Here is a 26,849-nt window from a genome sequence, read left to right on the forward strand (position 1 = left end):
CAGGGTGTCGACGATACGGGATCGCGTCGGCATTCGCGCGGCCTACGGCAGCTGATCGGCGCTGACCCCGGCCGGCAGATTGGCGCCGTCGCGCACGTACAGCGGCAGCTGCGCGAGCGGCACGAGCGCCAGGAACGTGCGCGGGCCGTCGATCGTGTTGCCGTTCCAGAAATTGTGCCAGCGGCCGGCCGGCAGATAGATGCGGCGCGTCGTGATGCCGGTTTCCGAGGCCAGGCTGGTGACCGGCGCGACCAGCAGATCGGGGCCGAACAGGTACTCGTCCGTGGTCGCCACCGCCTGCGCATCATCCGGGCAGGAAAACGGCAGCGGCCGCACGATCGGCAGGCCGGCATCGACCGCCTGTTTCGCGGCAGCGGCGATGTACGGCACGAGGCGATCGTGCAGGGTCGCGTAACGACGGTAGACGCGCACCGCATTGTCGCTGACCCACCACGGCGGCACGTCGGTCTGCATGACCGGCGACAGTGCGCCGAGTTCGAGCCAGCGGATGTAGGTCGGCTCGTCCGGCGGCAGCAGCGGAATGCCGCCGGCCGATTCGCCCTGGTCCTGGCGCACGCCGGCATAGCCGCCGATGTCGCCACCGACGAACGGGAAGCCGCTCGCGGCCATCGACAGCAGACCGCGCAGCACCTGCGTCAGCCCCAGATCGCCGAGCAGGCTGGTGTTGTCGGCTTCCCAATGGGCGCTCCAGCGCGCCGAACCGTTCCAGCCGCCACGCGAGAAGATCGCGAAGTCGCCGTTCGGGCGTTCGCTCTGGAACGCGTCGAAGATCGCATGCTGATAATGATCGACGTAGGCATTGTGATTGAGCCGGTTCGGCAGACCGTTGGCCCAGACCGAGTCGTCCGACAGGTCCTCCTCGCCGCGGTCGACCTTGACGCCGTCGACGCCGCGACGGATCAGCCTGCGCAGACCGTCTTCCCACCACGCCGCAGCGTCCGGGTTCGTGAAGTCGAGATGCGGATCGATGCCGCGCGTCGGGTAGTAGGTGGCGTCGTTGCCGTCGGCGCGTGTGCCGGTCACGACCCAGCCCCTGGCGCTGGCTTCGTCGAAGTACGGGCCGCTGACGAACGGTGACAGCCAGACCATGAAGCGCACGCCCTTGTCGTGCACCTCCTTGATCAGGGCATCCGGATCGGCGAAGCGTGCGGGATCGAAGTCGAAACTGCCCTTGCCGGCGTCCCAGGGATTGTCGAGCCAGACCGCGCCCAGCGGAATGCCGCGGCTCTGCATGCCGTCGACCAGCGCGCGCACGGAATCGGTGCTGGTGTCGCTGTCCTGCCAGACCATCGGCCGCCACATCCAGTCCGGCGGCGTCCATTGCGGGCGACCGGTGATGGCGGTCCGCGCCGCCAGCATCTGCGTCGGCGTGCCGCGATACCAGGATAGTTCCAGCGCATTGTTTTCGATCGTCACGCGACCGGCATCGCTGCGCTGGTTGATCCTGGCGAACACGATCTCGCCGCGGGCGTCGGAGTCCGATGCCAGGCCCCAGCCGCAGGGGCACCAGAAAAAGCTGCTGGCGATCTCGTTGGTCGAGCCCTCGCGATTGGCGCCGCTGCCATGGCTGATCCACAACGGCAGCGCCGTGCGGCGCAGGTCGACACTGGAAAAACGCTGGCCGCCGCCGAAATAGTGCTCGCTGCTTGGACTCGCCCAGGCCGTCGACACCGCACTGGCGGCGGCGGCTGGCGCGAAGTGCATGCGCAGCGATCCGTCGCTGGCGAACTGCACGCGCAGCGTCGCACCGAGGCCGTCGTCGGTGGCGACATCGATCGTCGCCGTATCGCCGTCGAGCTGCACGGCGCTGGCGCCGGTGGCGTAGTGCCATTGATCGGCACTCAGGTAGGCGTAGGGTGCGTAGCTGACGGTCGGCAGGCCCGGATAGGCCTTGTCGATGCCGTCCTGGCGGTCGTTGTACTGCGCGTAGTCCGGATTGGTCTGCGAGCGTGTGCCGTTGTCGCGTGCGTCTTCGACCAGCGTCGTGCCGTCGGCCAGTGCCCAGCGCGCATGCCAGTCGTTGCGATCAAGCAGGAGCCGGGTTTCGCCGTCGCTGATGACGAACTGGCTGTCGCTCTGCTGCAGACCCAGCAGTTTGCCCGCGCCTCCATCACCGCTGCCGCCGTTGCCGCCATTGCTGCCGCTGTCCGCGCTGGAGCCGCTGCCTCCGCAGGCGGCGAGCGTCAGCAGCACGAGGAGCAGGGCGGTGCCGGTGTACGGCCTGAGGCGATCCATCATCGGGCGAGATCCAGGAGGAAGATTTGTTGTGTGCGGTCGCGCTGGATGCGCTGCGCGTTGCGCGTGCTGCTGAAGACGAGCAGGCCGCCGCTGGTCGCCGGCCAGGTGTTGATGCCGGGTGACAGCAGCAGTTGATCGGCGCCCCAGCCGCCTGAATCGAGGCGCGAGCTCATCACCCGCCAGCGCCAGTCGGCGGCGCGCGAGTCGTACCAGACGGCGCGGACGCGGCCGTCCGCGTCGACGCCCAGGCGCGGGTACTGGCTCATCGCCTGTGGCTGCGGTGCGACCGTGAGCGGTGCATCGAAGCTCGCGCCGCCGTCGGCCGAGCGCGCGCTCTGGATCGACAGATTGGCGCCGGACGACTGCAGGGTCTTGCTGTCCCATGCGGCGACCAGGGTGCCGTCGTCGGCGAACGCAAGGCTCGGATGGCGATCGGCGTGATCGGCGGCGCCCAGTGTTTGCATGGCGCTCCAGGCATCGGCATCGGCGGCGCGCGTGCGCACCTCGATCTGCCAGTTGTCCGGATCGCTGCCATCGCCGCTGCCGGTGGCGCCGGTCCACAGCGGGTCCGGATCATCGCGGTTGTCCTGCCAGGCGACGGCGATGCGGCCATCAGGCGCGGTTGCCAGCGCTGGCCAGACCGAGGCCGGATCGCGCGGGCTGCGCGCATCGAGCGGATTGCCGGCGCTGATGGTCTTGCCGTCGCGCGAAAGGTCTTGCGGCGTCGCATCGCGGCCGAGAATCTGCACGTAGACATCGAACGGCTCGCCGGCCGTGATCTCCTGCCAGGCGATCACCGGCCGGCCGTCGCCGTCGAGCGTCAGCGCCGGGTGCTCGGCGCGGCCGTCGATCGCGCGGATCGTCTGCAGCGGCTGCCAGCTGGCGCCGCCGTCGCCGGAGTGGCGCAGCACGATCTGCGGACGATGCGGCGCTTCGCCGGCCGACTCGTCCTGCCAGACCACATCGACATCGTCGCCCCTGGCGGCGACGCGGGCGAAGCGCGCGGTCGTCGAATCACCGCTGATCACGCGCGGCGCGGCGTACCAGTTTCCCTTCGCGTCGCGCGCGCGATAGACGATGCGGCTCGCAGTGTGGTCGTGGGTCTCCAGCACGACATGCGCGATGCCGTTCGAGATCGCGACATCGGCGAAGCCGGCGTAGCGGTCGCGCGCGCCGGCCACCCATTGCGCGCCGTCGGCGTCGCCGAGTGCGGCCGGCAAGGCCTGCTCGGCTTGCGGCGTCGCCAGCTCCGGACCGATGAAGATCGGCGAGTCGATCGCGCGCAGCTGATCGAGCAGCTTCAGCTGTGCGGTCAGCCCGTCGATGCTGGTCAGGTCGCTGGTGTCGATGCCGGCGATCAGGCCGGGACCACGCACTTCGGCGCGCAGCCAGCCCGGCGTATCGGGCGCGCTGTAGTCGATGTCGAAGCTTTGGTCGATCCTGGTCGGCGTGAACCGCTGCAGCGGTCCGGCGCTGCGGCCGGGTGCTGCGTACAACGTGACGGTGTCGCCGATGCCCTGCTGCACGCGCAGGCGCAGACGCACGGTGCTGCCGGCCGGCACCGTCAGCTCGTCGCCACCGATCGCCTCGTAGATGCCATCGCCGTCCGCGTCCGCTGCGAGCGTGACGACCGGCGACAGTGCATCCGGCGCGATGCCGACGTGGCCGCGATGCAGGCCGTCGAGGATGCCGCGCGCGCTGGCGGCTGCGGCGTAGACGCGGGTATTCGGTGTGCCCGGTCCGCCGATCGCCCACAGCTCGATGAAGTGGTCGTCGCTGGCACCGGCGATGCCGAAGCGGAAGCCGGCGTTCCAGCGGTTCTCGCAATAGTCCAGTTCGCGGTCCGGACTGCTGGCGCGGTTCCAGGCCTCGACCAGATCCATGCCCTGCGCGTTGGCGCGTGCATTGGGCGTACCGTCGTCGTTCATCTCGCCGTCGTCCGGATGCGCCGTGACCCAGACTGCGTCCTGACTGTGCGCATCCCAGATCGATTGCTGCAGGTTGTAGAACTCCGGCGCGCCGTCCGGGTTGGCGCCCTGCACGATGCTGTCGACCGCGCCCTGCACGGTTGCATGCGGACTGCCGTTGGCTTCCTCGCCGGGCAGCAGGATCAGCTTCGACGACTGCCACAGCGGGTCGTATTGCTGGTCGTAAGTGCGGTGATCGGTCAGCGCCATGAAATCCAGGCCGACGCGCTCGGCCTCGCCGATCTGTGCGCTGACCGGGTTGTTGCCGGGCGCCGCCTGGCTGATCAGCTGGCGCGGCAGGCTGCCGTCCGAGGAGTGATCGTCGTGCACATGCAGATCGCCTTTCAGCCAGACGCCGCTGGGCGCCGCCGCCGCCGGTGCCACGAAATGCGCGACCACCTGCCGGTCGCCGTCCATCGTCAGCACGCAGTCGTCCGGGCCGCTGCAGGCGCCGCTCCAGTGATCGAACTGCGCGTCACCGGCGGCGGTCGCGAACAGCGTGACGCTGCTGCCGGGCGCGAACGATGCCGAGCAGCTTGGTCCACAGTCGATGCCGGCTGTCGACGAGTGCACGTCGCCGTCGCCGTCGAGCGTGACGCCGAGGTGGTACGGGTCCGATCCGGCGCTGCCATCAGTGCCCGAAGGCGAGCGTCCGCAGGCCGCGAGCGCTGCCAGCAAGGCCAGGACGATGGCGGTTCCATCGCTGCGAAACGGCAGACATCTGCCGGCGGTGATCGACATCTCGGCTATCCCCGGTAGCGGTCGGGCCGGGCCGCTGACGCAGACCGGCCAAACCACTCAAGCTAGAGCGGCAAGGCGTCAATTCGGTGACGAAAGGCCGTTCGGGCGACGGTCGTGCGCTAGGAAAATCAGATCAAGGCGCCGGCGCATCCCGCCGGCGCCCGCCCGCCGCGGGATCATGCGTGCCCGGCTCGCCGGCGTGGTCCGCTTCTACGGGTGGGACGTTTTGCCCTTGCGCACCGCTGCGCGGCGTTCGCGGAAGAAGCTGCGCAGCAACTCGCCGCAGGCCTCGCCGCAGACGCCACCCTGCCAGTCGGGCCGATGATTGAGACGCGGTGTCGCGATCACGTCGTACAGCGAGTGCACGGCGCCGGCTTTCGGATCGCTGGCGCCGAACACCAGCCGGCCGATGCGCGCGTGCACGATCGCACCGGCGCACATCACGCAGGGTTCCAGCGTCACGTACAGGGTCGCACCCGTCAGCCGGTAGTTGCCGAGCCGGCGCGCGGCGTCGCGCATCGCCAGCATTTCGGCGTGGGCGCTGGGATCGCGGTCCGCGATCGGCCGGTTCCAGCCTTCGCCGATGATGCGGTCGTGCTGCACGACGACGGCGCCGACCGGTACCTCGCCGGCCTGCTGCGCGCGTCTTGCGAGCAGCAGCGCGTGGCGCATGAAGACTTCGTCGCGTGCGGCCGGATCGACCATGGCGCGCGGCTCAGTGCTCCGCGAGTTCGAGCAGCGCGGCGGTGCCGAGGTGACCACGCTCGCGGGCGATCTCGGCGGCACTCTTGCCGTCTTCGGTACGCGCATTGCGATCGACGCCGCGCGCCATCAGCAATTTGACCAGGCCGTCGAAACCGCGCGATGCCGCCAGATGCAGTGCGGTCACGTCCGTGCCGCCGACGTGATGGACGTCGGCGCCGAGCGCGATCAGCAAGGGCGCGAGGCTTTCGCCGGCGGCGCCGGCGATCGCCGCGTGCATCGGCGTATTCGCCATCGGATTGGTCGACCTGGCGTCGAGCGATGCGCCGAGGCCGATCAAGATCAGCGTCGTGTGCTTTGCGCCGAGAAAGGCCGCCAGGTGCAGCGGCGTCCAGCCGTCGACGCTGTGCGACTGCAGCGCCGCCGGATCGGCAAGCGCGAGTTCGGCGACGCGGCGGGCATCGTCCGAGGCGGCCGCCTCGAACAGATCGAGCGGCCGGAATCCCGCGAGCAGCGCCGCGATGTCCGGCGCGCCGTTGTACAGCGCGAACAGCAGCGGCGACAGACCGCCGGGCAGGGGATCGGTCGCCTGCGAGGCGTCGCGCTCCAGCGCTGACTGCGCAGCAGCGAGATCACGGTTCTGGATGGCCAGCATCAGCGGGCGCACGGCGCTCATCGAAAATCCTCGGCAGGGCGGAACGGACGCGCAGCCTAGCGACGAATGCGCCCCGGCTCAATTGCCCGTCCCCGCAGCGTTTGACGCTGTCCGGGGCGCTGACTATCATTCCGCCCCCTCGGACGGTTAGCTCAGCGGTAGAGCATCGCCTTCACACGGCGGGGGTCGGGGGTTCGAAACCCTCACCGTCCACCAGATTCAAGACCCGGCCCCCGGAATCGCAAGGTTCCGGGGGCTTTGTTTTTGCGATGTTTATTCCCTGCGATAGCGATTGCTGGCAACTCGATTCGCAAGATTTGGCTCTTGTGGGCCTGTCTCAAGAGACCGATGTTCAATCAGAGTTGCGGGAGGCGTGCACAGCGGGGCGTCGGCCTGTTCCTAGCTTCGCATTGACGGTTTGCGCGCGATGCCCGGCAATCGCGCCGACAGCCAATCCGTCATGTCGCGATACACGCGGGCACGATCACGAACCAGTTCGTTGAATACTTCGTGATAGAGCCCGTCGTAGATCTTCAGCGTCTTGTCGGCGGATGCGACGTGGTCGATCACCATCTCGCTGCCGGTGACGCCGGCCAGCTGGTCATCGCTGCCGTGCATGATCAGCATCGGCAATTCCAGAGCCGGCAGTCGCGGTGGCAGGGCTTGGACAAAGCCGATCATCTCGGCCAGCGTACGCACCGGCACCTTGCCGTGCAGGTTCAGCGGATCTGCGACGTATTCGGCGGCCATGCGCGGATCGCGCGTGACCAGCGACGGGTCGACCGGAAAAGTGCCGAGTCGCGGTGCGAGGCACGAAAGCCATTTGCTGATCGGCCCGAACAGGGGCGGCACCGCATCCAGCGACACGGCGGGGCCGGACAGCAGAAGACCGTCGAGTTTGTCCGGGTGTTCGAGCGCATATCCCAGCGAAAGCGCGCCGCCCATGCTGTGGCCGAGCAGGAACAGTGGTCGCCCGGTCGAGCTGACTCCCTGCTCGGTGCCGGCGAGCTGCACAAACCGGTCGAGGTCCGCGACAGCATTCGCGACGCGATCGATCAAGCCCCGGCTGCCGCAGCTGCGGCCATGTCCACGATGATCGATCGCGTAAACCGCACAACCAATGTCGACGAGCCGTGATGCCACTTCGACGTAGCGCCCGCTGTGCTCGCCCATGCCGTGTGCGAGCACCACCACCGCACGCACGGGGAACCCCGCCGGGGGCTGCCAAGCTTGCCAGTAGATCTCGATCTCGCCAGCGCCAGTGAAGCGGCCTTCGTGGTGTCGCATGAGACTCACCTGTCAGGACTTGGCCGTACGCTTTCGCGCATTTGCAGATTTCTTCGCAGCCGGCGCGAGCAGCAGAACCTCCTCGACGCCAAGGCGGAAGCACTCGGCGAGCAGATCGGGCTCGGTGACAGCTGCGGAATCGCTGTTGATGCCGAGGAAGCAACGCCCGCTGTGGGAGACCAGCGCAATCATCATTCCGCAACCAGGCAGCGGCGGGAACGGCCAGAATTCGACGACTTCGGCCCCCGCCAGAAAGACCTGATGCGGGATGCCGGGCACATTGCTGATCTGCGCATCCTGCGCGACCGTGAAGCCGGCGATCATTGCCGTGATCGCCGGCAGCGGCAAGCGCGTAATGGCCGGCATCATCCGTACGAGCAGATCCAGTGCCGGCTCCTGACGCACACCGCGAACGAATTCCTGTATGGCATGAATGCGCTTCAAGGCATCGGTTTCGAGCAGCGGCGCAGCATATTGGACGCCGGCAAAACGGTTGGTACCGAGCGTGTCGTCGCCGGTGCGCAGGCTGACCGGAAAGCTGAGCGGCATGTGCGACTGTTCGAGTCCCATCTCTTCGTGATAGCGGCGGAAGCCGCCGATCAGGCCAGCCAGCAGGGCATCGTTGAGCGAAGCGCCTGCCTGTCTGGCCGCAGCCTTGAGACGTGGCAGCGGAATCTCGATGCCCTCGAAGTGCCAGCTCAGACTGCGACGACGAAAGATCGGCGAGCCCGGCACCGGACGCACGCCCAGCGTACGTTTCGCGGACGCCAGATAACTCGTCAGTGTGGCTGGATCGTTCAGCGCGCTGCGCAGATGTCGCCGTGCGGTCGACAGACCTTCGGCGCCATCCTGCGGCAGTGTCCGCAATCTCTTCCTCAACTGTCGCAGGCTCAGTGACAGTGCGGACGGCGCAGCTCGACGCGAACGGGCACGAAGTTCGGACTGCGCACGCTCGGTGTCGTCGCGTGTGCGAGACAGCATGCGTGTCAACAACTGGATGATGCCGAGCCCGTCGGACACCGCATGATGCAGCTTCAGTACATAGGCGGCGCGGCCATTTTCCAGACCCTCGATGAGCGTCGCTTCCCATGGCGGTCGCGACCGATCGAATGGCGTCATCGCCAGGGTCTGTGCCAGCTCGAACAGCTGACGCCGGGAACCTGGTTCGGCGATGCCGATGCGGCGGACGTGGTAGGCGAGATCGAAATGCGGATCGTCGACCCAGGTCGGATGCCCGGTGTTGAGCGCCGGCACGACGACACGCTGACGAAAGCGCGGCGCCGCATCGACCAGCCAGCGATGTCGCGCCATCAGCTGCGCCCAGTCCGGTGTGCGATCGAGCACCATTACCGAGGTCACCGTCGAGCGCAGGCGTGGGTCCGCCTCCGCGCGCCACATCACCGCATCGAAAGCACTCATTTCGGCAGGGCCACCCCAGTCCCGAAGGTCGGCTCGCAGTTGCTGCATCGGGGCTTCTGTCTGACTCATGTTGTTCGCTACGCGTGGAGAGAATTTGTGGGAAGCGACGCGTGTCGTCAGGTCGGCCAGTTTTCGAGCGTGGCGATCATGTCCTGACGGACGGCTTCGACATTCGCGCCGAAATCCTTGACCTTCCAGTGGACCACCTGCACGGGTGGCAGCACGGCAACCTGCACGGTGCCCGCGCGCATCATCTGATCGTTGCGGCCCATGACTTCGCCGGTATTCCGGAACACCACCGGGACGACCGGTACACGGGCCTGATGGGCCATGTGGAACGCACCTTTCTTGAAGGCGCCGATGCGCGGTGAATACGAACGCGTGCCTTCCGGAGCGATGGCGACGCACAACCCACGCTGCAGGCGCTCGACGGCTTGCGAAAGCGCCTCGATTGCCTGGTTCGAATGGCCGCGCTCGACGAACGCCATGTCGGCCATCTTCAGGAAAGTCTTGAAGCCCGGCGTGTTTGCGGCTTCGGCCTTGGCGACGCCGGTGAAGCCGCGCCGCACCAGATACATCATCAGATACATGTCGAACTTGCTCTGATGATTGACGATGAACACGCAGGGGCGGTGTGCCCATAGATGTTCCTCGCCGCGAACTTCGACGTCGATGCCGAGTATGGCAAGCGCCGCATCACTGGAGGTTGCGGCGATGAAATCGACCGCGCGGCGCTGGTTGCCGGTAAACCTGGCAAGCCCGAGCCCGGCGAGGAATGTCAGGCCCATCGCACCGTATGCACCGACCGTGCGGGCGACGGCGCGTGGTGGTGCGCGGCGGCGTGGATCGAAGTGCAGCACCGGCCAGTGCTGGTCCTGCGCGTGCCGCAGCAGCAGCGGCTTCGGATTGATGGCAGCCGGCCTGCCGGTGACGCCGAGGAACGCGCGATCCTCGTCACCGTTGGCGTACGCAAAGCTCTGGTCGAGCGCGATGTCGTGCTTTTCGGCGAAGCTGCGAACGGCTGCCGCCTTGCCGTCGCCCCACAGCGGCGCGCCGACGATGCTGCCGGTCAAACGACCGTTGCGAACGCGCGGTCGGGTCGCCAGCACATGAGCGATGTCATATTCACGGGCGAGCGGCTCGATCTGGTACGGCGTCGCCGACGACGCGATGACGACCGTGTGTCCGCAGCGCTGATGCGCGCGAACCAGATGCCAGGCTTCCGGGAACATCAGGCTGCCGATTTTCTCGACGAACAAACGTTGCCACAGCGCCCGCATCTCGTCCTCGGACTCGCCGGCCCAGTCGCGTACCCCCTTGCCGATGAGATCGGCGAATTCGGCGTCCGTCAGTGGCCCGCGCCGCGCGAGACGCAGGGTATCGAACAGTTCGCGTGCGCCCATCTCGCCGCTGCGCAGGCGGGACGTGAAGTACGCCGCTGCCGAGTAGCCGTCGATCAGCGTCCCGTCGAAATCGAAGAACGCGGCGATGGCCTTGCCGCGCGGTGCGTCTTCGATCTTCGCCAGCGCCTGCCGGAGTTCCCGATTCATGCGTGAACCTTGCCGATGATGGCGTGGCGGGACTGATCGAGTTCGTCGACGGCTGCCACGCGGCGAACGGCGTCCCAGAGCTCGTCCTTGAAGGCGCGCCGACGCTCGGCAAGATCACCGCCGACGGGCATCAACAAGCCACGGTTGGCGGCCAGCGCCAAGGCGTTGCCGAATACTTCGCGCGAAACGCATTCCGGGTTGTGCAGGCGCTGTTCAAGTACGTATTGCCGGCCCACGGCAACGCACTCGTCGATCAAGGCTTTCTTGTCGACTTTGCGATCGGTCGGCTGTTCGGCGAGTCGGTCGGCGACGATGAAATACGCTTCGAGGAACGGCGTGAGGACGCGGTGCGCGACCAGAAAAGGTGCTTCCGAAAGCATGCGACGGCGCCCTTGCTGTGAGCCGATGCGTTCACGAAATGCGTCACACAGCACCGAGGCTTCGCTCTTCATCTCCTCGCGAAAAGCAGGTTTGTCGCTGAAGAAAAATTCGAACTTGAGAAGATCGCGCAGCGCAAAGATCGATTCCCAGCCACGCTCGGTTGTATCCGGATCATCGTGCTCCGAAGTTTCGACCATCACCACTTCGAGGATCGCGCGATTGACGAACCAGTGGATCGCCGAGTTGCGATAGAACGCCGCCACCGAATGCTGACCGGCCTCGATCTTGTACACCGGCCGCAGTCCGGCGCCGTAGAGATTGACGACGCCGCTTTCGACGAGCGTTTGCAGGGTCATCTCGACGCCCGCTTGCTCGTGCAAGTGCTCCAGCTGCGAGGTCGGCAACTCGCGAATGCGCGCATAGTCGAGCAGCAGATGAACAAGTTCATGGACATCGCCGAGCGTCAGCGCGCGATCACGCACGGCCAGCAGTGCCATCGTCACCAGCGCCTGCGCCGTCACCGGCGTCACGCGATTGATACGCTGGAAAACCTCAAAGGCGATCTTCGCGACCGTCCATTTCCCCGGGCCTTCGCTGTCGGCACGTGCCAGGGCGTCACGCAGCGACAGCGGCTCGCCGAAACGGACATAGCACTTGCCGATCCACTTCTGCTGCATGCGGGCATAGCCTGCGAGCCACGCCAATCCTTCCTTGGCCTTGATGGCACCTGCCTCCTCGGCCGCCATCAAGTTGACTTCGTGCAGCTGGTCGTAGGTATTCGAAACCGGCACCAACAGCATGTCATCGACGCCGCCGCTTTCGATCGCCGAGATCAGATAGCTCAACAGGCCGTAGCGTGGCGAGCGCACCTTGCCCGTCCGCGAACGGCCACCTTCCATGTACCACTCGAGGTTCGCTTTCGCGCGTGCGATGTAGCCGAGATATTCGCGAACAACCAGTTTGTAGATTTCGTCGTCCTGGAAGCTGCGCCGGATCAGGATGCCGCCGCAGCGGCGCACGATCGCGCCCATTGGCCAGAAGCCGAGATTGTTGCCGCCGAGAATGTGATTGCGCTTCATGCCTGTGTCGCGCATCAATCTCGACAGGATGAAGGGATCGGCGTACGAGCGGTGGGTCGGCAGGAACACCAGCGCATGTTCCCGATTGAGTTCCTTGAGCCGCGCCAGACCTTCTGTGTCGGCATCGACCGTCCATGCCCGCGTGTGCATCGGGCCGAGTCCGTAGTCGAACATCGTCGCGAACGCGGGGCTCTGAACCGTGACGATCTCCATCAGGTTCCTGCTTGCCTGCGACATGACCTCCTTCTCGCTGCGGCCGATGCGGCTCGACAGAATCGCGATCTGTTCGGCAAACCGTTCGGTGCCCGCGACGGTTCTGGCGACGCGCTTGCGCGCCACCAGTGTCGCGGCGAGTGCCGGGTGATACATCGCAAGTTCGGAAATCATGTCGCGACGTTCGCGACGTTCGCGGCGGCAGGGGCGGTTGCAGCGACATCGAGGATGTGCGCCGCCACGTCCTGCGGTTTGTCGTACATGGGCACATGGCCGGCATCCGGCAGGATCGCGAATTGCGCTCCGCAGATGGCCCGCGTCATTGGCTGTCCGTAACGCTTGAAAGGGATCGTTCGGTCACATTCCGACCAGACGACGCGCACCGGAGTCGTGCCGACGTCGAACGGTTCGATCGGCCCGCATCGCTCGATATTGCGGAGCAGCGTTGGCAATATGGCGGTGTTCGCCATTGCCATCAGGGACTTTTTAAAATCATCGGCCGGCACCTCGTCTGCCCGCTGCATTGCCATTCGCCCCAGCCAGCGGCGCGCTCGTGCGAAGCGCAGCAGCCAGCCGAACAGGCGCAAAAACAATGGCAGGACCACGAAGGCGCGCAGGATCGAGCGACGAAGCGTTTGAAAATCGGCGCGCGTCTGCCACGCGCCCGCCGGCGATAAAGCGGTTACCGACAATGCAAAGCCACGTCGCGCGAGTTCGAGCGCAAGCCAGCCGCCAAGCGAATTCCCGGCTACATGAGCCTGCTTCACGCCCAGCGCCGCGAGCTGCGCGAGCAGTGCGTCGGCGAGCACGGCGACCGACGGACCGGTTCCGGCGGGCAATGGTGCTGCACCGTCGTGGCCCGGCAAGGTGGGCGCGATTACGCGATGATGGCTTTCGAGCAGGCCGATCACCGGGCGCCATATGTGCCAGGTGCCGCCGACGCCGTGCAGCAGGACCAGCGACGAGCCGGAGCCGCCCAGGTAGCAGCTGTTGTCGTGCACGGCAGATCGTCCTCTTCGTTGCATCGCGTGGCTGGCATGGCTCGAACCCAGAAAGGCGCTGCGGTTTGCGCCGATCAGACTCAGCATCGGAAATCACGGATCAGAGCCGGACCACCTGAAGATCGCGCTGCGGTCTTCAGGCGGAACGTCCTTTGGATTAAACGATACTATTTCGACACAATCAACTAGAACAACAATACGCCGACGACGGAGACGAGTCGTTGGCCGGAATTGCTGCGGATCGGGGTTCCGCCGGCGGGCTCACTGAAATGCGAAACTGCCGTCGATGGGGACATCTCTCGACGAATGGGCCACAACCGTTCAGCCGGCCTGCGATCGATTCCCCGCGCGTCGCAAAGGACGCGCAGCATCTGCATTCAATTACTTGGCGAGAAGGCCGCTCCGAGGGGGATTGAAGCAGCGCCGGATTTCCCCGCACCGGCAGGCATCGCCGGCCGATGCGGAGCGCCGGCGCAAGGCCTGAGCCACCCGGGCGCAGGGATTCATGATTCCGATCGCGGCCGGGCAGAGCCGCTTCGCGAAACCGAAAGCGCGCTTGCTACGGGAGCGGGCCTTGTTTCGGGGCGCCGGCAGTGGCTGGAGGCGTTGGCCCGCTACGCCGGAGCTGCAGCACCCGCGCATCGAGCAGGCCTGACCGCGAATCGCGGAGGGGCTAACTCCGCTTGCGGCGAATTGCCGAACCGCTGCGGCGGACGACGCCGCCGCTGGGCTGCGGCAGCTGCGGTAACGGCTGGCTGAACAGATCTTCGAAGAAACGCGCGCCTTCGACCATGCGCTCCATGCTCATGTGGGCAAGCCCGACCTCGAAGTATTCGCCGCCGCGATCCTTCATCGAGCGGACAAAGGCCTTTCCTTCGGGGGTCAGGGCGATCAGCTTCTCGCGCCCGGATTCCGGATTCTCTTCCTGGACGATGAACCGGTGCGGCGGTTTGGCGAGATCGCGAAGCAGCTTGGAGACGTTCGAATTGCTGGTTTCAAACCAGTCGCGGAGCCGGCGTTCGACGTCTTTGCGGCGAATCTTGCCGCCTTCGCCGATTTCCGACTCCACCAGCCACAGCACGGCGGCCTGGGTGCGAGAAACGATGCCGTCGCACATTGCAGCTTCGAGCGTCATGCCCAGCCGGTAGTGCACCTGGTAGAAGAAATCGAGGAACTCGGCGTACAGCGCTGCCCTTGTCTGTCTCGGTTTGCTGACACGACTTTTGGCCATCGGTCCTTGTCTCTTTGTGCGGCTCGGGCGCCCACGACTGGATTTTCGAATTTGGTCGCGCCTGCCGTCCCTGCTTGCGCTGTGTGCCGAGTATACCAACAACCTTATTGACCGTGAACAATAGTGCGCCTACACTGTGTCGAAGCGACACAATAAAGAAACTGCACGATGCAGTGGAGGAGAGTCCGTGACAGCGATCAACGGTGCGGCGGCGCGATGGTGCCCGGCGCGCATTCCAACTTCCGGCGGCTGCCCAGCGCTTGCCGCACTTCCATTCTTCAACTGAGAAGATCATGACGTTCGATCCCCTTTCGCCGGAAGTTCGCGAGAACCCCTATCCCTTCTATGCCGATATGCGGGTGAACGATCCGGTTTCGTTCTGTCCGACCGTCAATACCTGGGCCGTGACACGACACGAGGACGTCAAGCACGTCCTCAAGAACCACCAGCTGTTCTCGTCGGATCCGCTGATCCAGATTGCCTTCGGCGAGTTCAACCCGGCGCCCGGAGCCCCGTACCTGCTGTCCTCCGATCCGCCGGAGCATTCGCGACTTCGCAAGCTTGTCGCCACGGCGTTCTCGAAGAAGTTCGTCGACTCCATCGCGGCATCGATCGAGAAGATGATCAACGAGCTGCTCGACGAGACCAGTCCCAAGGATGGCTTCGACCTGATGGACGCGCTCGCATCCCCGTTGCCGGTGACCGTGATCGCCGACGTCATGGGCATCGACGCCAGCATGGGGCCGACTTTCAGGCGCTGGTCGAATCAGGTGACGGTGGGCGTCAATCAGACGATCTCCACGGAAGAGCGCGCGGCGATCCAGCAGGACGCCCGGGAATTCCGTGCGTACTTCATCGACCGCATCGCCGCAGCTCGGCGCAATCCGGGCAGCGACATCATCTCCGCGCTGGTTCGCCAGGAAGAAGGTGCGGTTCTGACGCCGGATGAAGTGATGGCGATGTGCGTTCTGCTGCTGATCGCCGGCAACGAGACAACGACCAGCACGCTGGGCAACGCCATCCTGCTGCTCACTCAGCATCCGGATCAGCGCAAGCTGGTGCTGCAGGATCCGTCGCTGACGCCGGCCCTGGTCGAGGAAGTGCTGCGCTTCATTTCGCCCATTCAGATGCTGTTCCGGCGTGCCACCGAGGACGTGGTCATCAACGGCGTCAGTCTGCCGAAGGACACCATCGTGATGCCGGTTTACGCGAGCGCGAACCGCGACGAGGCGGTTTTCGAACGGGCGGATCAGTTCGACGTGACGCGCGGCGACATCAGTCAGCACATGGCGTTCGGGCACGGCATCCACTTCTGTGTCGGCCAGGCGCTCGGGCGTCACGAGGCGACCGTGGCGCTGCGCATTCTGTTGCGCCGCATGCCGCAGATCGCGTGCGACTTTTCGAGCCTGCAGTGGAACGACTCGTTCTATCTGCGTGGCCCCAAGCATTTGCGCGTTGCCGCGGCCTAGTCACGGCGAGGACCGCTTCCACGGCCCGGAGGGCTGCATGCAATTTACCCAAGGTCTGCACCGCGCGGTGCAGCAGAAGCCGGACGAGATCGCGACGATATGCGGCGAGCGGCAGCACCGCTTCTCTGACCTGCGCGATCGAGTCGCCAGAATCGCCGGGCTGTTGTCGCAGCTTGGCGTGCGCCGCGGCGACGTGATCGCGATTCAGGCCCTCAACAGCGACCGATACATCGAATTTTTTCTGGCGTCGTCATGGCTTGGTGCGGTTGCCAATCCGGTCAACTTCCGCTGGAGCGCGGCTGAAGTGATCTACTCGTTGAAGGATTCGGCGGCGGTTGCACTGTTCGTGGACGACCAATTCGCTTCGCAAGGAGCGGCCATCAAGGCGCAGACCCCTTCGCTGCGTGAATTGCTGTTTATCGGCGATGGCGAGTGCCCGACCGGAATGCGCGATGTGGAGGCTGCGCTTCCGGGTGTGGCGCCGATCGACGATGCGGAAGTCGGCGGCGACGAACTGTTCGGCGTCTTCTACACCGGCGGAACGACGGGCGCACCCAAGGGCGTGATGCTTTCGCATCTCAATATCTGCAGTTCGGCGCTTTCGCTGATGGCCGAAGGATCGTTCCCGGAAGGCGTCATCGGCCTGCACGCGGCACCGATGTTCCATCTCGGCGACATGATGCTGATCGCCGGTGTCCTGCTGCGCGGCGGCCGACATGTCGCGATGCCGATGTTCCGTCCGGAACTGGCGCTGCAGGCGATCGCACGGCACCGCATCACGGACCTGCTGCTGGTGCCGACCATGCTGCAGGCTCTGGTCGACTGTCCGGCGATTCGCGACGCTGACGTCGGAAGCGTGCGGCGCGTGATGTACGGAGCGGCGCCGGTGTCCGAGGCACTGCTGGATCGCGCCATGCTGGCTCTGCCCGGCGTCGAGTTCACGCAGGTCTATGGCATGACGGAGATGTCCGCCGTCATGACCGTGCTGCCGCCGAGCATGCATCTTCCGGAAAACCGCGGCAGCGGCCGCGTGCGTTCGGCGGGCAGGGCGGCGTACCACATGCAGGTGCGCGTGGTCGATGCTGACGATCGCGAGCTGTCACGCGGCGAGGTTGGCGAGATCACCTTTCGCGGTCCCAACCTGATGAAAGGGTATCTCAACAAGCAGGACGCCAGTGCCGCAGCGTTGCGCAACGGCTGGATGCACTCGGGCGACATGGGCTACATGGACGACGGCGGCTATCTGTTCATCGTCGACCGCCTCAAGGACATGATCATCTGCGGTGGCGAGAACGTTTATTCGGCGGAAGTCGAAAACGCGATTGGCAGCCATCCGGCCGTGCTGAGCTGCGCGGTGTTCGGTGTGCCGCACGCGGAATGGGGAGAGCTGGTGCACGCCGCCGTCATTCTCAAGCCCGGCGCCGAGCTGGCGCTGGACTCGCTGCAGGCGCACTGTCGCGCATTGATCGCCGGCTACAAGCTGCCGCGTGGCCTGGAGATTCACGAGACTTTTCCGACTTCCGGCGCCGGCAAGATCCTGAAGACGGAGTTGCGCAAGCCGCATTGGCAAGGACGCGAGCGCGCCGTGAATTGAGCGGTCGTCGTGCCGCCTGCCAGGTAAATGTGGAAAGGGCCGCCAATGGACGGCCCTTTCGTTTTCAGGCTGCGAGGCTTGCCGGGTCGAAATCCGCCCGCCAGTAGTGTGGTCGCACGATCGGCAGGCCCAGGGCGACGAACACGCGGTTGTCTTCGAAGCGCGTGGTCTCGAGCACGATCTTTCCGTCGCTGTCGTACTGCTGGAAGGTCGAACCGATGGTCTGCAGGGTTTTGCCCTTGGTCGGCAGGCCGCGGTAAGTGCTGGCACCTTCGATCGTCACGTCCCACAGGATCAGGCCGCAGCGTTCGTCGCCGAGATACTCGGTAGCCTTGAAGGTGTAGGTGCCGTTCTTGCCGCCGGCGATCCCGCCCAGCCAGCCCTTCATCATCTGCGTGTCGGTGATCGTGTCCTTTTCGTGGTCGTCGACCATCGCCCATTCCTGCGTGAAGTACTCGGCGTAAAGTCCGCGCAGCACGTCGGTGTCACGCGCGAGCGCATTGCACCAGTCCTGCGCGAAGGCGAGCGTTCCGGCCCGCGCGCCGCTGAGCTTGACGTCGCCGGAGCGTGTCGACCCGGTCAGCTGGTATGCGCCGGTCGGAATCTTGGTCGGGCTCACCGGCCCGACCGCGCGCAGGATCGCGGCGGCGTCCCACCACGAGGACTCGCGTTTGATCATCCCGTCCCTGTAGATGTGGAAAGTATGTCCCTGCGTTCCGAAAGGCTTGCCGGCCACGTCGAGGCCGAGAAATACGCCGGCGTCTTCCGGCTGCCATTCCCATCGCAGCAGCCCGAAGTTCCGGTCACCGATGTAGGAACGGATACGGAAGTTGTGGATGCCGACGCCATTGCTGCGGTCCTTGTTGGCGTATGGGGCGAACAGGCGGTGCAGGTCGTCCTGGTTGTCGATGTTGTGCTGATCGAGCATCACGTCTTCGAAGACGAAGTCATTGCCGGGACCATAGAGCTTGCAGACGGCCTCCGAGCTTTCACGAAATGCCTTGAGCCACTTGATGCCAAAGTTGTAGTGCATGTTGATCTCCTCGATCGGTACCTGACGGCGGGGGTTCCGCGGATGCTTGCGGATGACGAAACGGCGTGGGGCGGGTGTCCGGACGGACTCGGCACTCCGCCGCATCTAGAGCTTCAGTTCCTTGCGGATATAGGCGTCGAGTTTCTTGCCGTATGGCGGCTTCGAACCCAGCAGCGCCGCGATGTCGAAGCGCGTCTGCTTGTAGACCGCTTTGGGGTGGCTGAATTCGAGAAAGCCTTCGCGGCCGTGGTAGCGGCCCATTCCCGATCCGCCGATGCCTCCGAGTGGCAGGTCCTCCTGCATGACGTGAAAGATGACGTCGTTGAGGGTCACGCCACCGGCGATGGTCCGTGACAGCACGATCTGCTGCTCCGAGTTGTCGCGACCGAAGTAGTACAGGCCAAGCGGTCGATCACGATCATTGATGTGACGTACCGCATCCTCGATACGCTCGAACGGAATGACCGGCAGCAGCGGGCCGAAGATCTCGTTTCCGAGAATGGCGCTGTCGTGCGGTGCATTGCGGACGATGGTGAACGGCATGATGCGTGTCGCCGGATTGGCCTGGCCCTCGGTGCCGTCGACGTCGGCACTGACGATGCTCGCGCCACGCTTGCGTGCATCGTCGAGATAGGACTGCAGGCGCGCGTGATGACGTGCATTGACGATCGCCACGTAGTCCGGATTGCCGGCGTAGCACGGATAAAGGCGCCGCGCCTGTGCGAGCATCGCCTGCACGAGCGGTTCTTCGAGCTCCCTTGCAACCAGAACGTAGTCGGGCGCCAGGCAGATCTGGCCGGCGTTGAGCAGCTTGCCGAGCACGATGCGCTCCGCCGCTGCCTCGATGTCGGCGCTGCGCCCGACGATCACCGGCGATTTGCCGCCGAGTTCCAGCGTCACGGGGACCAGCTTGTCGGCCGCTGCCAGCATGACGTGACGGCCGACTGCGCCGCCGCCGGTGAAAACCAGATGGTCGAACGGCAGGCTCGAGAATGCGGCACCCACGGTGGCGTCGCCGAGCGTCACCGCCACCTCAGTCTCGTCGAAATGCTGACTGATCAGTGCGGCCATGCAGGTGGAGGTTGCCGGCGTCAGCTCGCTCGGCTTGATCATGGCGCGATTGCCGGCCGCGAGGACGCCGGCAAGCGGCGTCAAGGTCAGGTACACGGGGAAGTTCCACGGCGAGAGAATGCCGACGACGCCCTTGGGCTGGAACTCGACCCACGCGTCCGAGCCGAGCAGGCGCAGCGGGAAGTCGAGCGGGCGGCGGCTGCGCTTCATCCAGGTTTCGACGTGCTTGCGAGCGTGATTGATGTTGCGCAGCGAAAACACGATGTCGGTCAGCAGCGAGACGTGTCGCGATCGTGTTCCGAAATCGGTTTGCATCGCGTCACACAGGGCGTCGCGCCCCGCGATCAGCAGTTCGCCCAGACGCCGCAGCCGATCGATTCGGGTGGCGGCGGTGACGGGCAGTTCTGCCATGAATGCGGCGCGCTGCCGGTCCAGCAGTTGCTGCAAGGGCAGGCCGTATTGCTCGGCTGGACCGCGGCCTTCCTTCATTGAAGCGTTCATGTCTTCTCCTTTTATCTGTCGGGCACCGTTGTGAATCCGTGCCGCCGTTCTTGTACGGCCGGGCTCAGGGCAGCGTCGCGGCGTCGATGCGGCGCTTCCAGTCGGCGAGCTCCGGATGAGCGTCTACGCTGCGCGCGCCTTGCGACGAACCCTGAATGCAGTGAATCTGCGAGGCCACCGAAATGTCGGCGAGGCTGAGTGCCGAGCCGACACAGAAACCGGTCTTCGAGATGCGCAGTGCAAGCGCGCCAAACAGCCGGTCCAGTTCGAGCAGGATCTGCTCGCGTGTCTTGCGGCCGGTGCCTTGATGGCCGACGATGGTCTTCGTCAGCCGCGGAACCAGCATGGGCGCCAGCGAACGTACGACGGGGATGTCGAAGCGGGCGAGCTCCCGGCTCCAGCGCCCCTGATCGTCCGGCCAGACGAATCGCATCGTCATCTCGAAAAAGTAGAGCGTCTCGTCGGCCCAGTCTTCCAGCAACAGGGCATCCGCGCGATCGCGGGGATCTTCGGGCAGCAGCGCCGGCGCCGGATGGCGCGCTTCGAGCGCCAGACAGATATCGGTGGAATCCCAGAGCCGCTCGCTGCCGTAGTCGAGAATCGGCACCTTGCCGGTCGGCGCGAGGCGCTTCAGAAAGCTGAGTTCGATGAGCTTGACCTCGCGCGTGCTGTACGCAAGACCCTTGTAGTGCAGCGTTCGACGGACCTTGTCGCAGAACGGCGAGATCTCCATCTGCGTGAGGACAATATTTTCCCTTGAGCTGTTGACTTTCATATGTGTCACGGTAGGATAGTGTCGAAACGACATGATACAGTAGATGCACTGTACGAGTTAATTGACATGTCGGCAACACAGAGGACTTGCACTGCAGCCGGAACGCAGTGCAGGCCTCCGGAATGAGCCGACACATAAAACGCAATTCGGCAAGCAGCCGATGCGGAGGAGAAGTCGAAGTGTCACAAGACAGGAGCAGCGGTTCTCGCAACTGCATGTGCTGCGGCGCAGCACGCAACGGCCTGCGCGTGACAACCGGAAGTTCCTTGCGGACGTAACAGAACGCTGGTTGGCGGACCGGGCGGAGACGCCTGTCCGCTTTCAGGTAACGGCGGGATCCATGTTGAGCGGCGGGGCATCGGCGCAAAGGCGCGTCGAAACAACGGATATCTGAGAGGAGTAGCGGGATGAGAAATGTAATGGGATTGGCGGTGGCGCTCGGATTGGCGCTTTCAGGCCCACTGGCTAGAGCCCAGGCGCCGTCTGCCGAGGACGCCACGCCGACCACGGGTGGCGACAGCGCGCCTGCTTTCGAGCCCGCATCGGACGATGCCGCGGCGCCGGCGGACGACACGGCAGCGCAATCGCTGCCGGACGCTGCGAGTCAGAGTGCCGCTGACACGCAAGCCGACACACCCGCGCCGACTGACGCAGCGGCTTCGACCGATGCTTCGGCCGCAACCCAGCCGCTCCCCGCCGAGAAGGCTGGATCGCGCATGATCGAAGAAGTGATCGTGACGGCGCAGAAGCGCGAAGAAAAGCTGATGTCGGTGCCGCTGTCGGTGCAGGCGTTTTCGCCCGCAGCTCTCGATGCGCGAGGCGTGACCACCACCACCGATCTGATGAAGATCACGCCGGCGCTCGACTACGGAAAACAGGCCGGCGACTTCACCAGTGTCTATATCCGCGGCATCGGCTCGGAAGCCTGGCTGACGTCCGATCCCAGCGTCGCGACCTATATCGACGGCGTCTACTACCCGTTCTCTCCTTCGGTGTCCCAGGATCTCGGCGGCATCGAACGCGTCGAAATCCTGAAGGGTCCGCAGGGCACCCTGTTCGGCCGCAACGCCAACGGCGGCGCGATCAACGTCATCGTCAAGGAACCGGATTTCAAGAGCCGCAGCGTCGACCTGTCCTACGACAACGAGGAGGCGAAAGACTTCATGCTCAATCGCGTCCGCATGTTCGCCAACCTGCCGCTCACGGACACACTGGCGGCGAACGTCTCATCGTATTTCACCACCGACAACACGTACTGGACCGACAGCAGCACGCTGGCCGGCAATCCGATTCCGGACAACAAGTCGTTCAGCGCGCGCGTCAAGCTCCGCTGGCTGCCTACCGAAAGCACAGATCTGCGCCTGACCATCCAGGGTTCCAAGCGTGACGGAACCTCGACGGCGGCGGCGCCGATCACGCGCACCTTGCTGGGCGAGCTGACGGCGGCGGTGATCCCCGGCGCCCCGGGAACGCCTGGTGGACGTGATGTGGTGGCGGACGCCCGCAACTACGAAATTCATCCCGATCTGCCGATCTATGGTCATCTGCAGACCTTCGTTGCCAATACCACCGGCATCTACAACGCGCCGTGGTTCGACATGAAGATTCTCGGCAGCGATCAGGTCGAGAGCAATCCGTACAACTACGACTACGACGGCACCGAACTGCCGGGCGCGTCGTTCATTGTGCATCGCCACTACGCCAAGATTCAGGAAGGCGAGGTCCAGCTGCTGTCGAACAACGGCACGCCGTTCTCCGACTGGCTGACGCTGACCACCGGCATGTTCTATTTCCGCAACACCCAGGGTTTCGATCCGGTCGAAGTCACGGTGGGTGGCGTCAACGTCAACAATCTGAACGCGATCGGACTTGGTATCCAGAACACGGATCTGTTCCAGGCGCTCGACAGCGTCGGTCTCGGCAGTCTGCTGAACACGATATCCGGGTACACGCCGTCCTACGCACTGCGCAATATCGGCATGACGCGGACCGAGTCGTGGTCGTATTACCTGCAGGCCGTCATCAAGTTCACCGATCAGTTGTCGCTGACGCTCGGTGAGCGCTATCAGCATGAACGTCGCGGTGTTCTGGAATCGTCGACCGCGCTTCGCATCGCGAATGTCGCCGACCCGATCGTCTTCAACTGGACGTCGGCGCGCGATGCCTCCGATACCCAGGACAAGGGCCAGGCCTTGCCGTTGTCGGCCGTCACCAAGGGCTGGAAGCCGAAGGTTGCTCTCGACTACATGTTCGACGATGGCACGCTGCTCTATGCCTCGTATCAGCAGGCGGTGAAAGCGCACTCCTACAACGCGTTCGCATTCTATCTGCGGCCTGCTTACACGCCGCCGGAAGAAATGACGGCGTACGAGATCGGCTTGAAGACGACGCTGTTCCAGGGTACGACCCGCTTCACCACCGCGGTCTGGCGTTACGATATCAACAACCTGCAGACGCAGGCGATCTCGTTGCTCAACGGCGGTGCGCTTTCGATCTCCACGGCCGGCAGCGCACGGTCGCAGGGTGTCGAGTTCGACATGACCTCCGAGCTGTTCCCGTCGACGTTCGATGCGCTGGTGTTCACGCTGAACGGTGCCTACATCGACGCGAAGTACACCAAGTACACCGACGCGCAGGGACATCAGGACGGTACCGGCCTATTCCTGCCGGGCGGCCAGGATTACACGGGCAATCGCATCACCCGCGTACCGAAGTACACCGCCTCGGCTGCGCTGTCGAAGACCTGGCAGATATGGAATGGACCGCTGGAAGCGACGGTCAGCGGCTACTACAACGACGGTTTCTTCTACGAAGCATCGGAGAACCCGCTGTTCTCGCAACCGCGCTACGCAACGCTCGGCGCGCACGTCAGCTATCTATACGAACCGCGGAAGGTTCGTGTGACGCTGGCGGGCGACAACCTCACCGACAAGTTCTACACCGCGGGTGAATTGCTCCTCGACTGGGGTGCGATGGCAACCCTCGGGCCCCGTCGCACGCTGTCGATGCGTGTTGACTGGAGTTTCTGATGAAGACCGCCGACAGCAAGGGAACGGCGTCACGTATCAAGTCATCAGAACATCACGCGAGGGGCGATCTCATGAAAAAGATTATTGGACTATGGGTAGTGGGGTTCGTGGCGTCCGCCACGCTCATGCCGGGCACCGCGCTGGCGCAGTACGGTGGTGGTGGTGGTGGTGGTGGCGGTGGCAGCGCGCCGTCGATGGGGCCGGCGGAGGATACGCCGCAGTCGGTCGAAGACGAGCGCAAGGCACTGTCGCCGTTGCTCGACGGCGGTTACGTGTCGGTGATGGGGACCTATCAGCGGTCGCTCAAGGACGACGTGCTGTCGAACAATCTGGGCGGCGCGGTGCTGATCGGTTATCGCGACTGGGCCCGGCACTACGCGCTCGAAACCGGATTCGGCGACACCGTCGAGTCCGGCATCCAGCGACAGAGCGCCAAGATCAAGCTGCTCGTCTTTCCGTTCGATTCCGTGCCGATGGCGTACGGCGTCTTCGGTACCGGCATGACGCGCTTCTTCAAGTACCCGCACGGCTACTCGCCGGACCTGCTCGAAACCAGCAAGCACAAGGACTTCTACACCGTCGATGTTTCGGGCGGACTCGGCTACATGTTTCCGTTGCACGGCGACAGCTACGACTGGGCGCTGCGCGCCGAAGTGTTGTTCCAGCTCGGCGATCGCTTCCTTGAGCGGGAAAATGATTTCCAGACCGATATCGATGCCCCTGGCACGTTCAAGGACATCGTCCTGAACATCGGCCTGCAGCTGCCGACGCGCAAGAAGCAGCCGAAACCAGAGAAGCCTGCGGAAGACACGCAGATGGTGGCGCCGGCGGCGCCGGTCGATACCGATGGCGACGGGGTGATGGACCCGGGCGACCAGTGCCCGGACACGCCGGCCGGCACCCAGGTCAACGCCGTCGGCTGTCCGCTGCCCCCGCCGTGCAAGCCGCCGGAAGCCGGTCAGCGGGTCGACCTGTCGGGCTGTGCGGTGGGCGACACCATCGTGTTGCGCGGCGTGAACTTCGAGTTCAACAAGGCGACGCTGACGGTAAACGCGAAGACGCTGCTGGACGGTGTTTCCGATGCACTGACCGCCGCGCCCGACATTCGCGTCGAGGTCGGTGGGCACACGGACTCGAAGGGCAGCGACGACTACAACCAGAAGCTGTCCGAGGCGCGTGCGCAGTCGGTGATGGCGTATCTCATCGAGCGCGGCATCGCCGCAGATCGCATGACGGCGGTCGGCTACGGCGAAACGCAGCCGGTCGCCGACAACGATACCGATGAGGGCCGCGAGCTCAATCGTCGTGTCGAGCTGAAGATCACCAACGCGGCGAGCGCGGCCACAGCCGCGGTGCCGGCGTCGAGCGACGCCGCGCCGGCTGATCAGCAGCCGATGCCCGATGACGCGCAGGGCCCGGCGGCGGCTGACGACTCGACTGCCGTGCCGGCCGAAGACGGGTCGGCGCCTGCCGACGAGATGACCGCACCGCCGGCTGCGGACGCTGCGACGCCGCCTGATCCGGCAGCTGCCGCCGACACGATGCCGGCATCGCCGGAAACCGAAGGTACGCCGTAAGGATGCGGGAGCGGGCCGTCGGCCCAGCCGAGGGTCCGCTCCCCGCCGATTTTGTCATTGCCTGCCGGATATCGAATCGGCATCGAGCACTTCCCCGAGTGGCGAGGGTTTGAGAATGGAGTTTGGACAACAGGGGCAGGATCCGCGCCGGCGCATGATGGGCATCGGCGCCGTGGTGGCGTTCCACGCGCTGCTGATCTGGGCACTGGCAGCGGGTCTGGCGCACAAGATGATCGAGATCCTGCCGGCGCCGATCGAGACCAAGCTGATCGAAGAGATCAAGCCACCGGACGAGCCGCCGCCACCACCGCCGCCGCCGACGCTGGACGTACCGCCGCCGTTCGTGCCGCCGCCGGAAATCAACATCCAGACCGCGCCGTCGGCGCATGCGATCACCGCGCAGAGCCGCGCTCCGGTGGCAAAGGCGCCGCCGAGTGTCAGCAAGCCACCCGTGGTCAGGGCGAGTGGCTGCCGTGAACCGGATTACCCGGCGATCTCGGAGCGCCTCGGCGAAACCGGCACCGTGCTGCTGCAACTGCTCGTCGGTGTCGACGGCAAGGTGAGCGCCAGCAAGATTTCCCGCTCGAGCGGTTACGACCGTCTCGACAAGGCCGCTCAGCAGGCGCTCTCGCGCTGCAGGTTCACGCCAGGTGAAGTTGCAGGCAAGCCGGCGCCGGCGTGGGCCGAGCTGAAATACACGTTCCGCAAACAGAACTGAGCCGACAGGCATCCCCAGGTATTGGTAAGGAGAAACCGATGTACGTCTTGAAACAGTCGATGCAGGTGCTCGCCGGTGCGATGCTGCTGGTGATGTCCAACCTGGCGTTTGCACAGGCGCCGACGCCGCCACCGGCCGCCACGGCCGACGCAGGCGCGGCCGACGCCCTGCCGAGCGCGCCGGCGGAGAACCCGGCACTGGCCGAAGCGGCGCACACCGAAGAAGTGAACAACCCGTACGGGTTGTCGGCACTGTGGGCACAGGGCGACCTGGTGGCGCGGGCGGTGCTGGTGATCATGCTGATCATGTCGGCGTCGACCTGGTACATCATGGTGATGAAGCTGATCGAACAGCAGAAGCTGTACGGCCAAAGCAAGGAAGCCAACGCCAAGTTCTGGACGAGCAAGAGCGTGGGCGAGGGTGTGGGGGCACTGAAGACGGGGACCCCGTTCTGGTACATCGCCGACCGGGGCCTGAACGCCAGCCAGCACCACGAAGGCACGATGGTCGAACAGATCGACCTGAACAGCTGGGTGACGATGACCGTCAACCGGGCCGTTGAAGAAATCCAGAGCCGCCTGCAGGGCGGGCTGTCGG

18 protein-coding genes, 1 tRNA gene and 1 pseudogene are annotated in these 26,849 nt (G+C 65.1%); 7 read left to right on the plus strand and 13 right to left on the minus strand.

Translation table 11 applies throughout. The features are described from left to right. Positions 1-42: 42 nt before the first annotated feature. From G7Y85_RS18510 to G7Y85_RS18525, 4 genes are all read right to left on the minus strand, one after another. Positions 43-2,259 (minus strand): glycoside hydrolase family 31 protein, encoded by a 2,217-nt coding sequence (locus G7Y85_RS18510; RefSeq protein WP_166260988.1) that lies wholly within the window; start codon positions 2,257-2,259, stop codon positions 43-45. After that, positions 2,256-4,967 carry a CehA/McbA family metallohydrolase gene (locus G7Y85_RS18515; RefSeq protein ID WP_166260990.1) on the minus strand — a complete coding sequence of 904 codons (2,712 nt, stop codon included), beginning with the start codon at positions 4,965-4,967 and terminating at the stop codon, positions 2,256-2,258. Before G7Y85_RS18515 ends, G7Y85_RS18510 begins: the two co-directional genes overlap by 4 nt. A gap of 210 nt (positions 4,968-5,177) precedes the next feature. After that, on the minus strand, positions 5,178-5,777 hold the full coding sequence (gene tadA / locus G7Y85_RS18520; RefSeq protein WP_166260992.1) for a tRNA adenosine(34) deaminase TadA: 600 nt from the start codon (positions 5,775-5,777) through the stop codon (positions 5,178-5,180). Continuing rightward, positions 5,683-6,345 (minus strand): ankyrin repeat domain-containing protein, encoded by a 663-nt coding sequence (locus G7Y85_RS18525; protein WP_166260994.1) that lies wholly within the window; start codon positions 6,343-6,345, stop codon positions 5,683-5,685. The genes tadA and G7Y85_RS18525 overlap by 95 nt, the downstream gene beginning before the upstream one ends. Positions 6,346-6,465: 120 nt before the next feature. On the opposite strand from G7Y85_RS18525, the gene G7Y85_RS18530 reads away from it, so the two are divergent. Beyond that, positions 6,466-6,540 (plus strand) — tRNA-Val (locus G7Y85_RS18530). Positions 6,541-6,723: 183 nt separating this feature from the next. Here the strand turns inward: G7Y85_RS18530 and G7Y85_RS18535 are convergent. The 6 genes from G7Y85_RS18535 to G7Y85_RS18560 all read right to left on the minus strand — a co-directional run bounded on the left by G7Y85_RS18535 (position 6,724) and on the right by G7Y85_RS18560 (position 14,584). After that, positions 6,724-7,611, minus strand: a complete 888-nt coding sequence (locus G7Y85_RS18535; RefSeq protein ID WP_166260997.1) for an alpha/beta hydrolase — start codon at positions 7,609-7,611, stop codon at positions 6,724-6,726. A gap of 12 nt (positions 7,612-7,623) precedes the next feature. Beyond that, on the minus strand, positions 7,624-9,099 hold the full coding sequence (locus G7Y85_RS18540; RefSeq protein WP_166260999.1) for a wax ester/triacylglycerol synthase family O-acyltransferase: 1,476 nt from the start codon (positions 9,097-9,099) through the stop codon (positions 7,624-7,626). A gap of 47 nt (positions 9,100-9,146) precedes the next feature. Then, positions 9,147-10,580 carry an HAD-IB family hydrolase gene (locus G7Y85_RS18545; protein ID WP_166261001.1) on the minus strand — a complete coding sequence of 478 codons (1,434 nt, stop codon included), beginning with the start codon at positions 10,578-10,580 and terminating at the stop codon, positions 9,147-9,149. Beyond that, positions 10,577-12,427, minus strand: coding sequence for a 1-acyl-sn-glycerol-3-phosphate acyltransferase (locus G7Y85_RS18550; RefSeq protein WP_166261003.1), 1,851 nt, complete (start codon positions 12,425-12,427; stop codon positions 10,577-10,579). Before G7Y85_RS18550 ends, G7Y85_RS18545 begins: the two co-directional genes overlap by 4 nt. Continuing rightward, positions 12,424-13,341: an alpha/beta fold hydrolase gene (locus tag G7Y85_RS18555; protein ID WP_166261005.1), complete on the minus strand. Its 918-nt coding sequence runs from the start codon at positions 13,339-13,341 to the stop codon at positions 12,424-12,426. Before G7Y85_RS18555 ends, G7Y85_RS18550 begins: the two co-directional genes overlap by 4 nt. A gap of 586 nt (positions 13,342-13,927) precedes the next feature. Further along, positions 13,928-14,584 carry a winged helix DNA-binding protein gene (locus G7Y85_RS18560; RefSeq protein WP_166261007.1) on the minus strand — a complete coding sequence of 219 codons (657 nt, stop codon included), beginning with the start codon at positions 14,582-14,584 and terminating at the stop codon, positions 13,928-13,930. A 194-nt stretch (positions 14,585-14,778) separates the two neighbouring features. On the opposite strand from G7Y85_RS18560, the gene G7Y85_RS18565 reads away from it, so the two are divergent. Then, positions 14,779-15,954: a cytochrome P450 gene (locus G7Y85_RS18565; RefSeq protein ID WP_166261010.1), complete on the plus strand. Its 1,176-nt coding sequence runs from the start codon at positions 14,779-14,781 to the stop codon at positions 15,952-15,954. Between the two features lie 37 nt (positions 15,955-15,991). Beyond that, positions 15,992-17,548: an AMP-binding protein gene (locus tag G7Y85_RS18570; protein ID WP_166261013.1), complete on the plus strand. Its 1,557-nt coding sequence runs from the start codon at positions 15,992-15,994 to the stop codon at positions 17,546-17,548. A gap of 64 nt (positions 17,549-17,612) precedes the next feature. On the opposite strand, the gene G7Y85_RS18575 is transcribed toward G7Y85_RS18570, so the two are convergent. From G7Y85_RS18575 to G7Y85_RS18585, 3 genes are all read right to left on the minus strand, one after another. Then, positions 17,613-18,581 (minus strand): ester cyclase, encoded by a 969-nt coding sequence (locus G7Y85_RS18575; protein ID WP_166261016.1) that lies wholly within the window; start codon positions 18,579-18,581, stop codon positions 17,613-17,615. A 105-nt stretch (positions 18,582-18,686) separates the two neighbouring features. Then, on the minus strand, positions 18,687-20,153 hold the full coding sequence (locus G7Y85_RS18580) for a coniferyl aldehyde dehydrogenase (RefSeq protein WP_166261019.1): 1,467 nt from the start codon (positions 20,151-20,153) through the stop codon (positions 18,687-18,689). 64 nt (positions 20,154-20,217) lie between these two features. Further along, on the minus strand, positions 20,218-20,928 hold the full coding sequence (locus G7Y85_RS18585; RefSeq protein WP_166261022.1) for a glutathione S-transferase family protein: 711 nt from the start codon (positions 20,926-20,928) through the stop codon (positions 20,218-20,220). Between the two features lie 716 nt (positions 20,929-21,644). Here G7Y85_RS18585 and G7Y85_RS18590 point away from each other — a divergent pair. The 4 genes and pseudogenes from G7Y85_RS18590 to G7Y85_RS18605 form a co-directional block, all read left to right on the plus strand. Beyond that, positions 21,645-23,957: a TonB-dependent receptor gene (locus tag G7Y85_RS18590; RefSeq protein ID WP_166261025.1), complete on the plus strand. Its 2,313-nt coding sequence runs from the start codon at positions 21,645-21,647 to the stop codon at positions 23,955-23,957. A gap of 71 nt (positions 23,958-24,028) precedes the next feature. Beyond that, positions 24,029-25,534, plus strand: coding sequence for an OmpA family protein (locus G7Y85_RS18595; protein ID WP_166261028.1), 1,506 nt, complete (start codon positions 24,029-24,031; stop codon positions 25,532-25,534). A gap of 115 nt (positions 25,535-25,649) precedes the next feature. Then, on the plus strand, positions 25,650-26,252 hold the full coding sequence (locus G7Y85_RS18600) for an energy transducer TonB (protein WP_166261031.1): 603 nt from the start codon (positions 25,650-25,652) through the stop codon (positions 26,250-26,252). A 38-nt stretch (positions 26,253-26,290) separates the two neighbouring features. Continuing rightward, positions 26,291-26,849, plus strand: a pseudogene (locus G7Y85_RS18605) (MotA/TolQ/ExbB proton channel family protein); the annotation flags it as partial.

Origin of the sequence: Solimonas terrae, from assembly GCF_011067135.1 — a bacterium.
GTDB classification, from domain to species: Bacteria; Pseudomonadota; Gammaproteobacteria; order Nevskiales; family Nevskiaceae; genus Solimonas; species Solimonas terrae.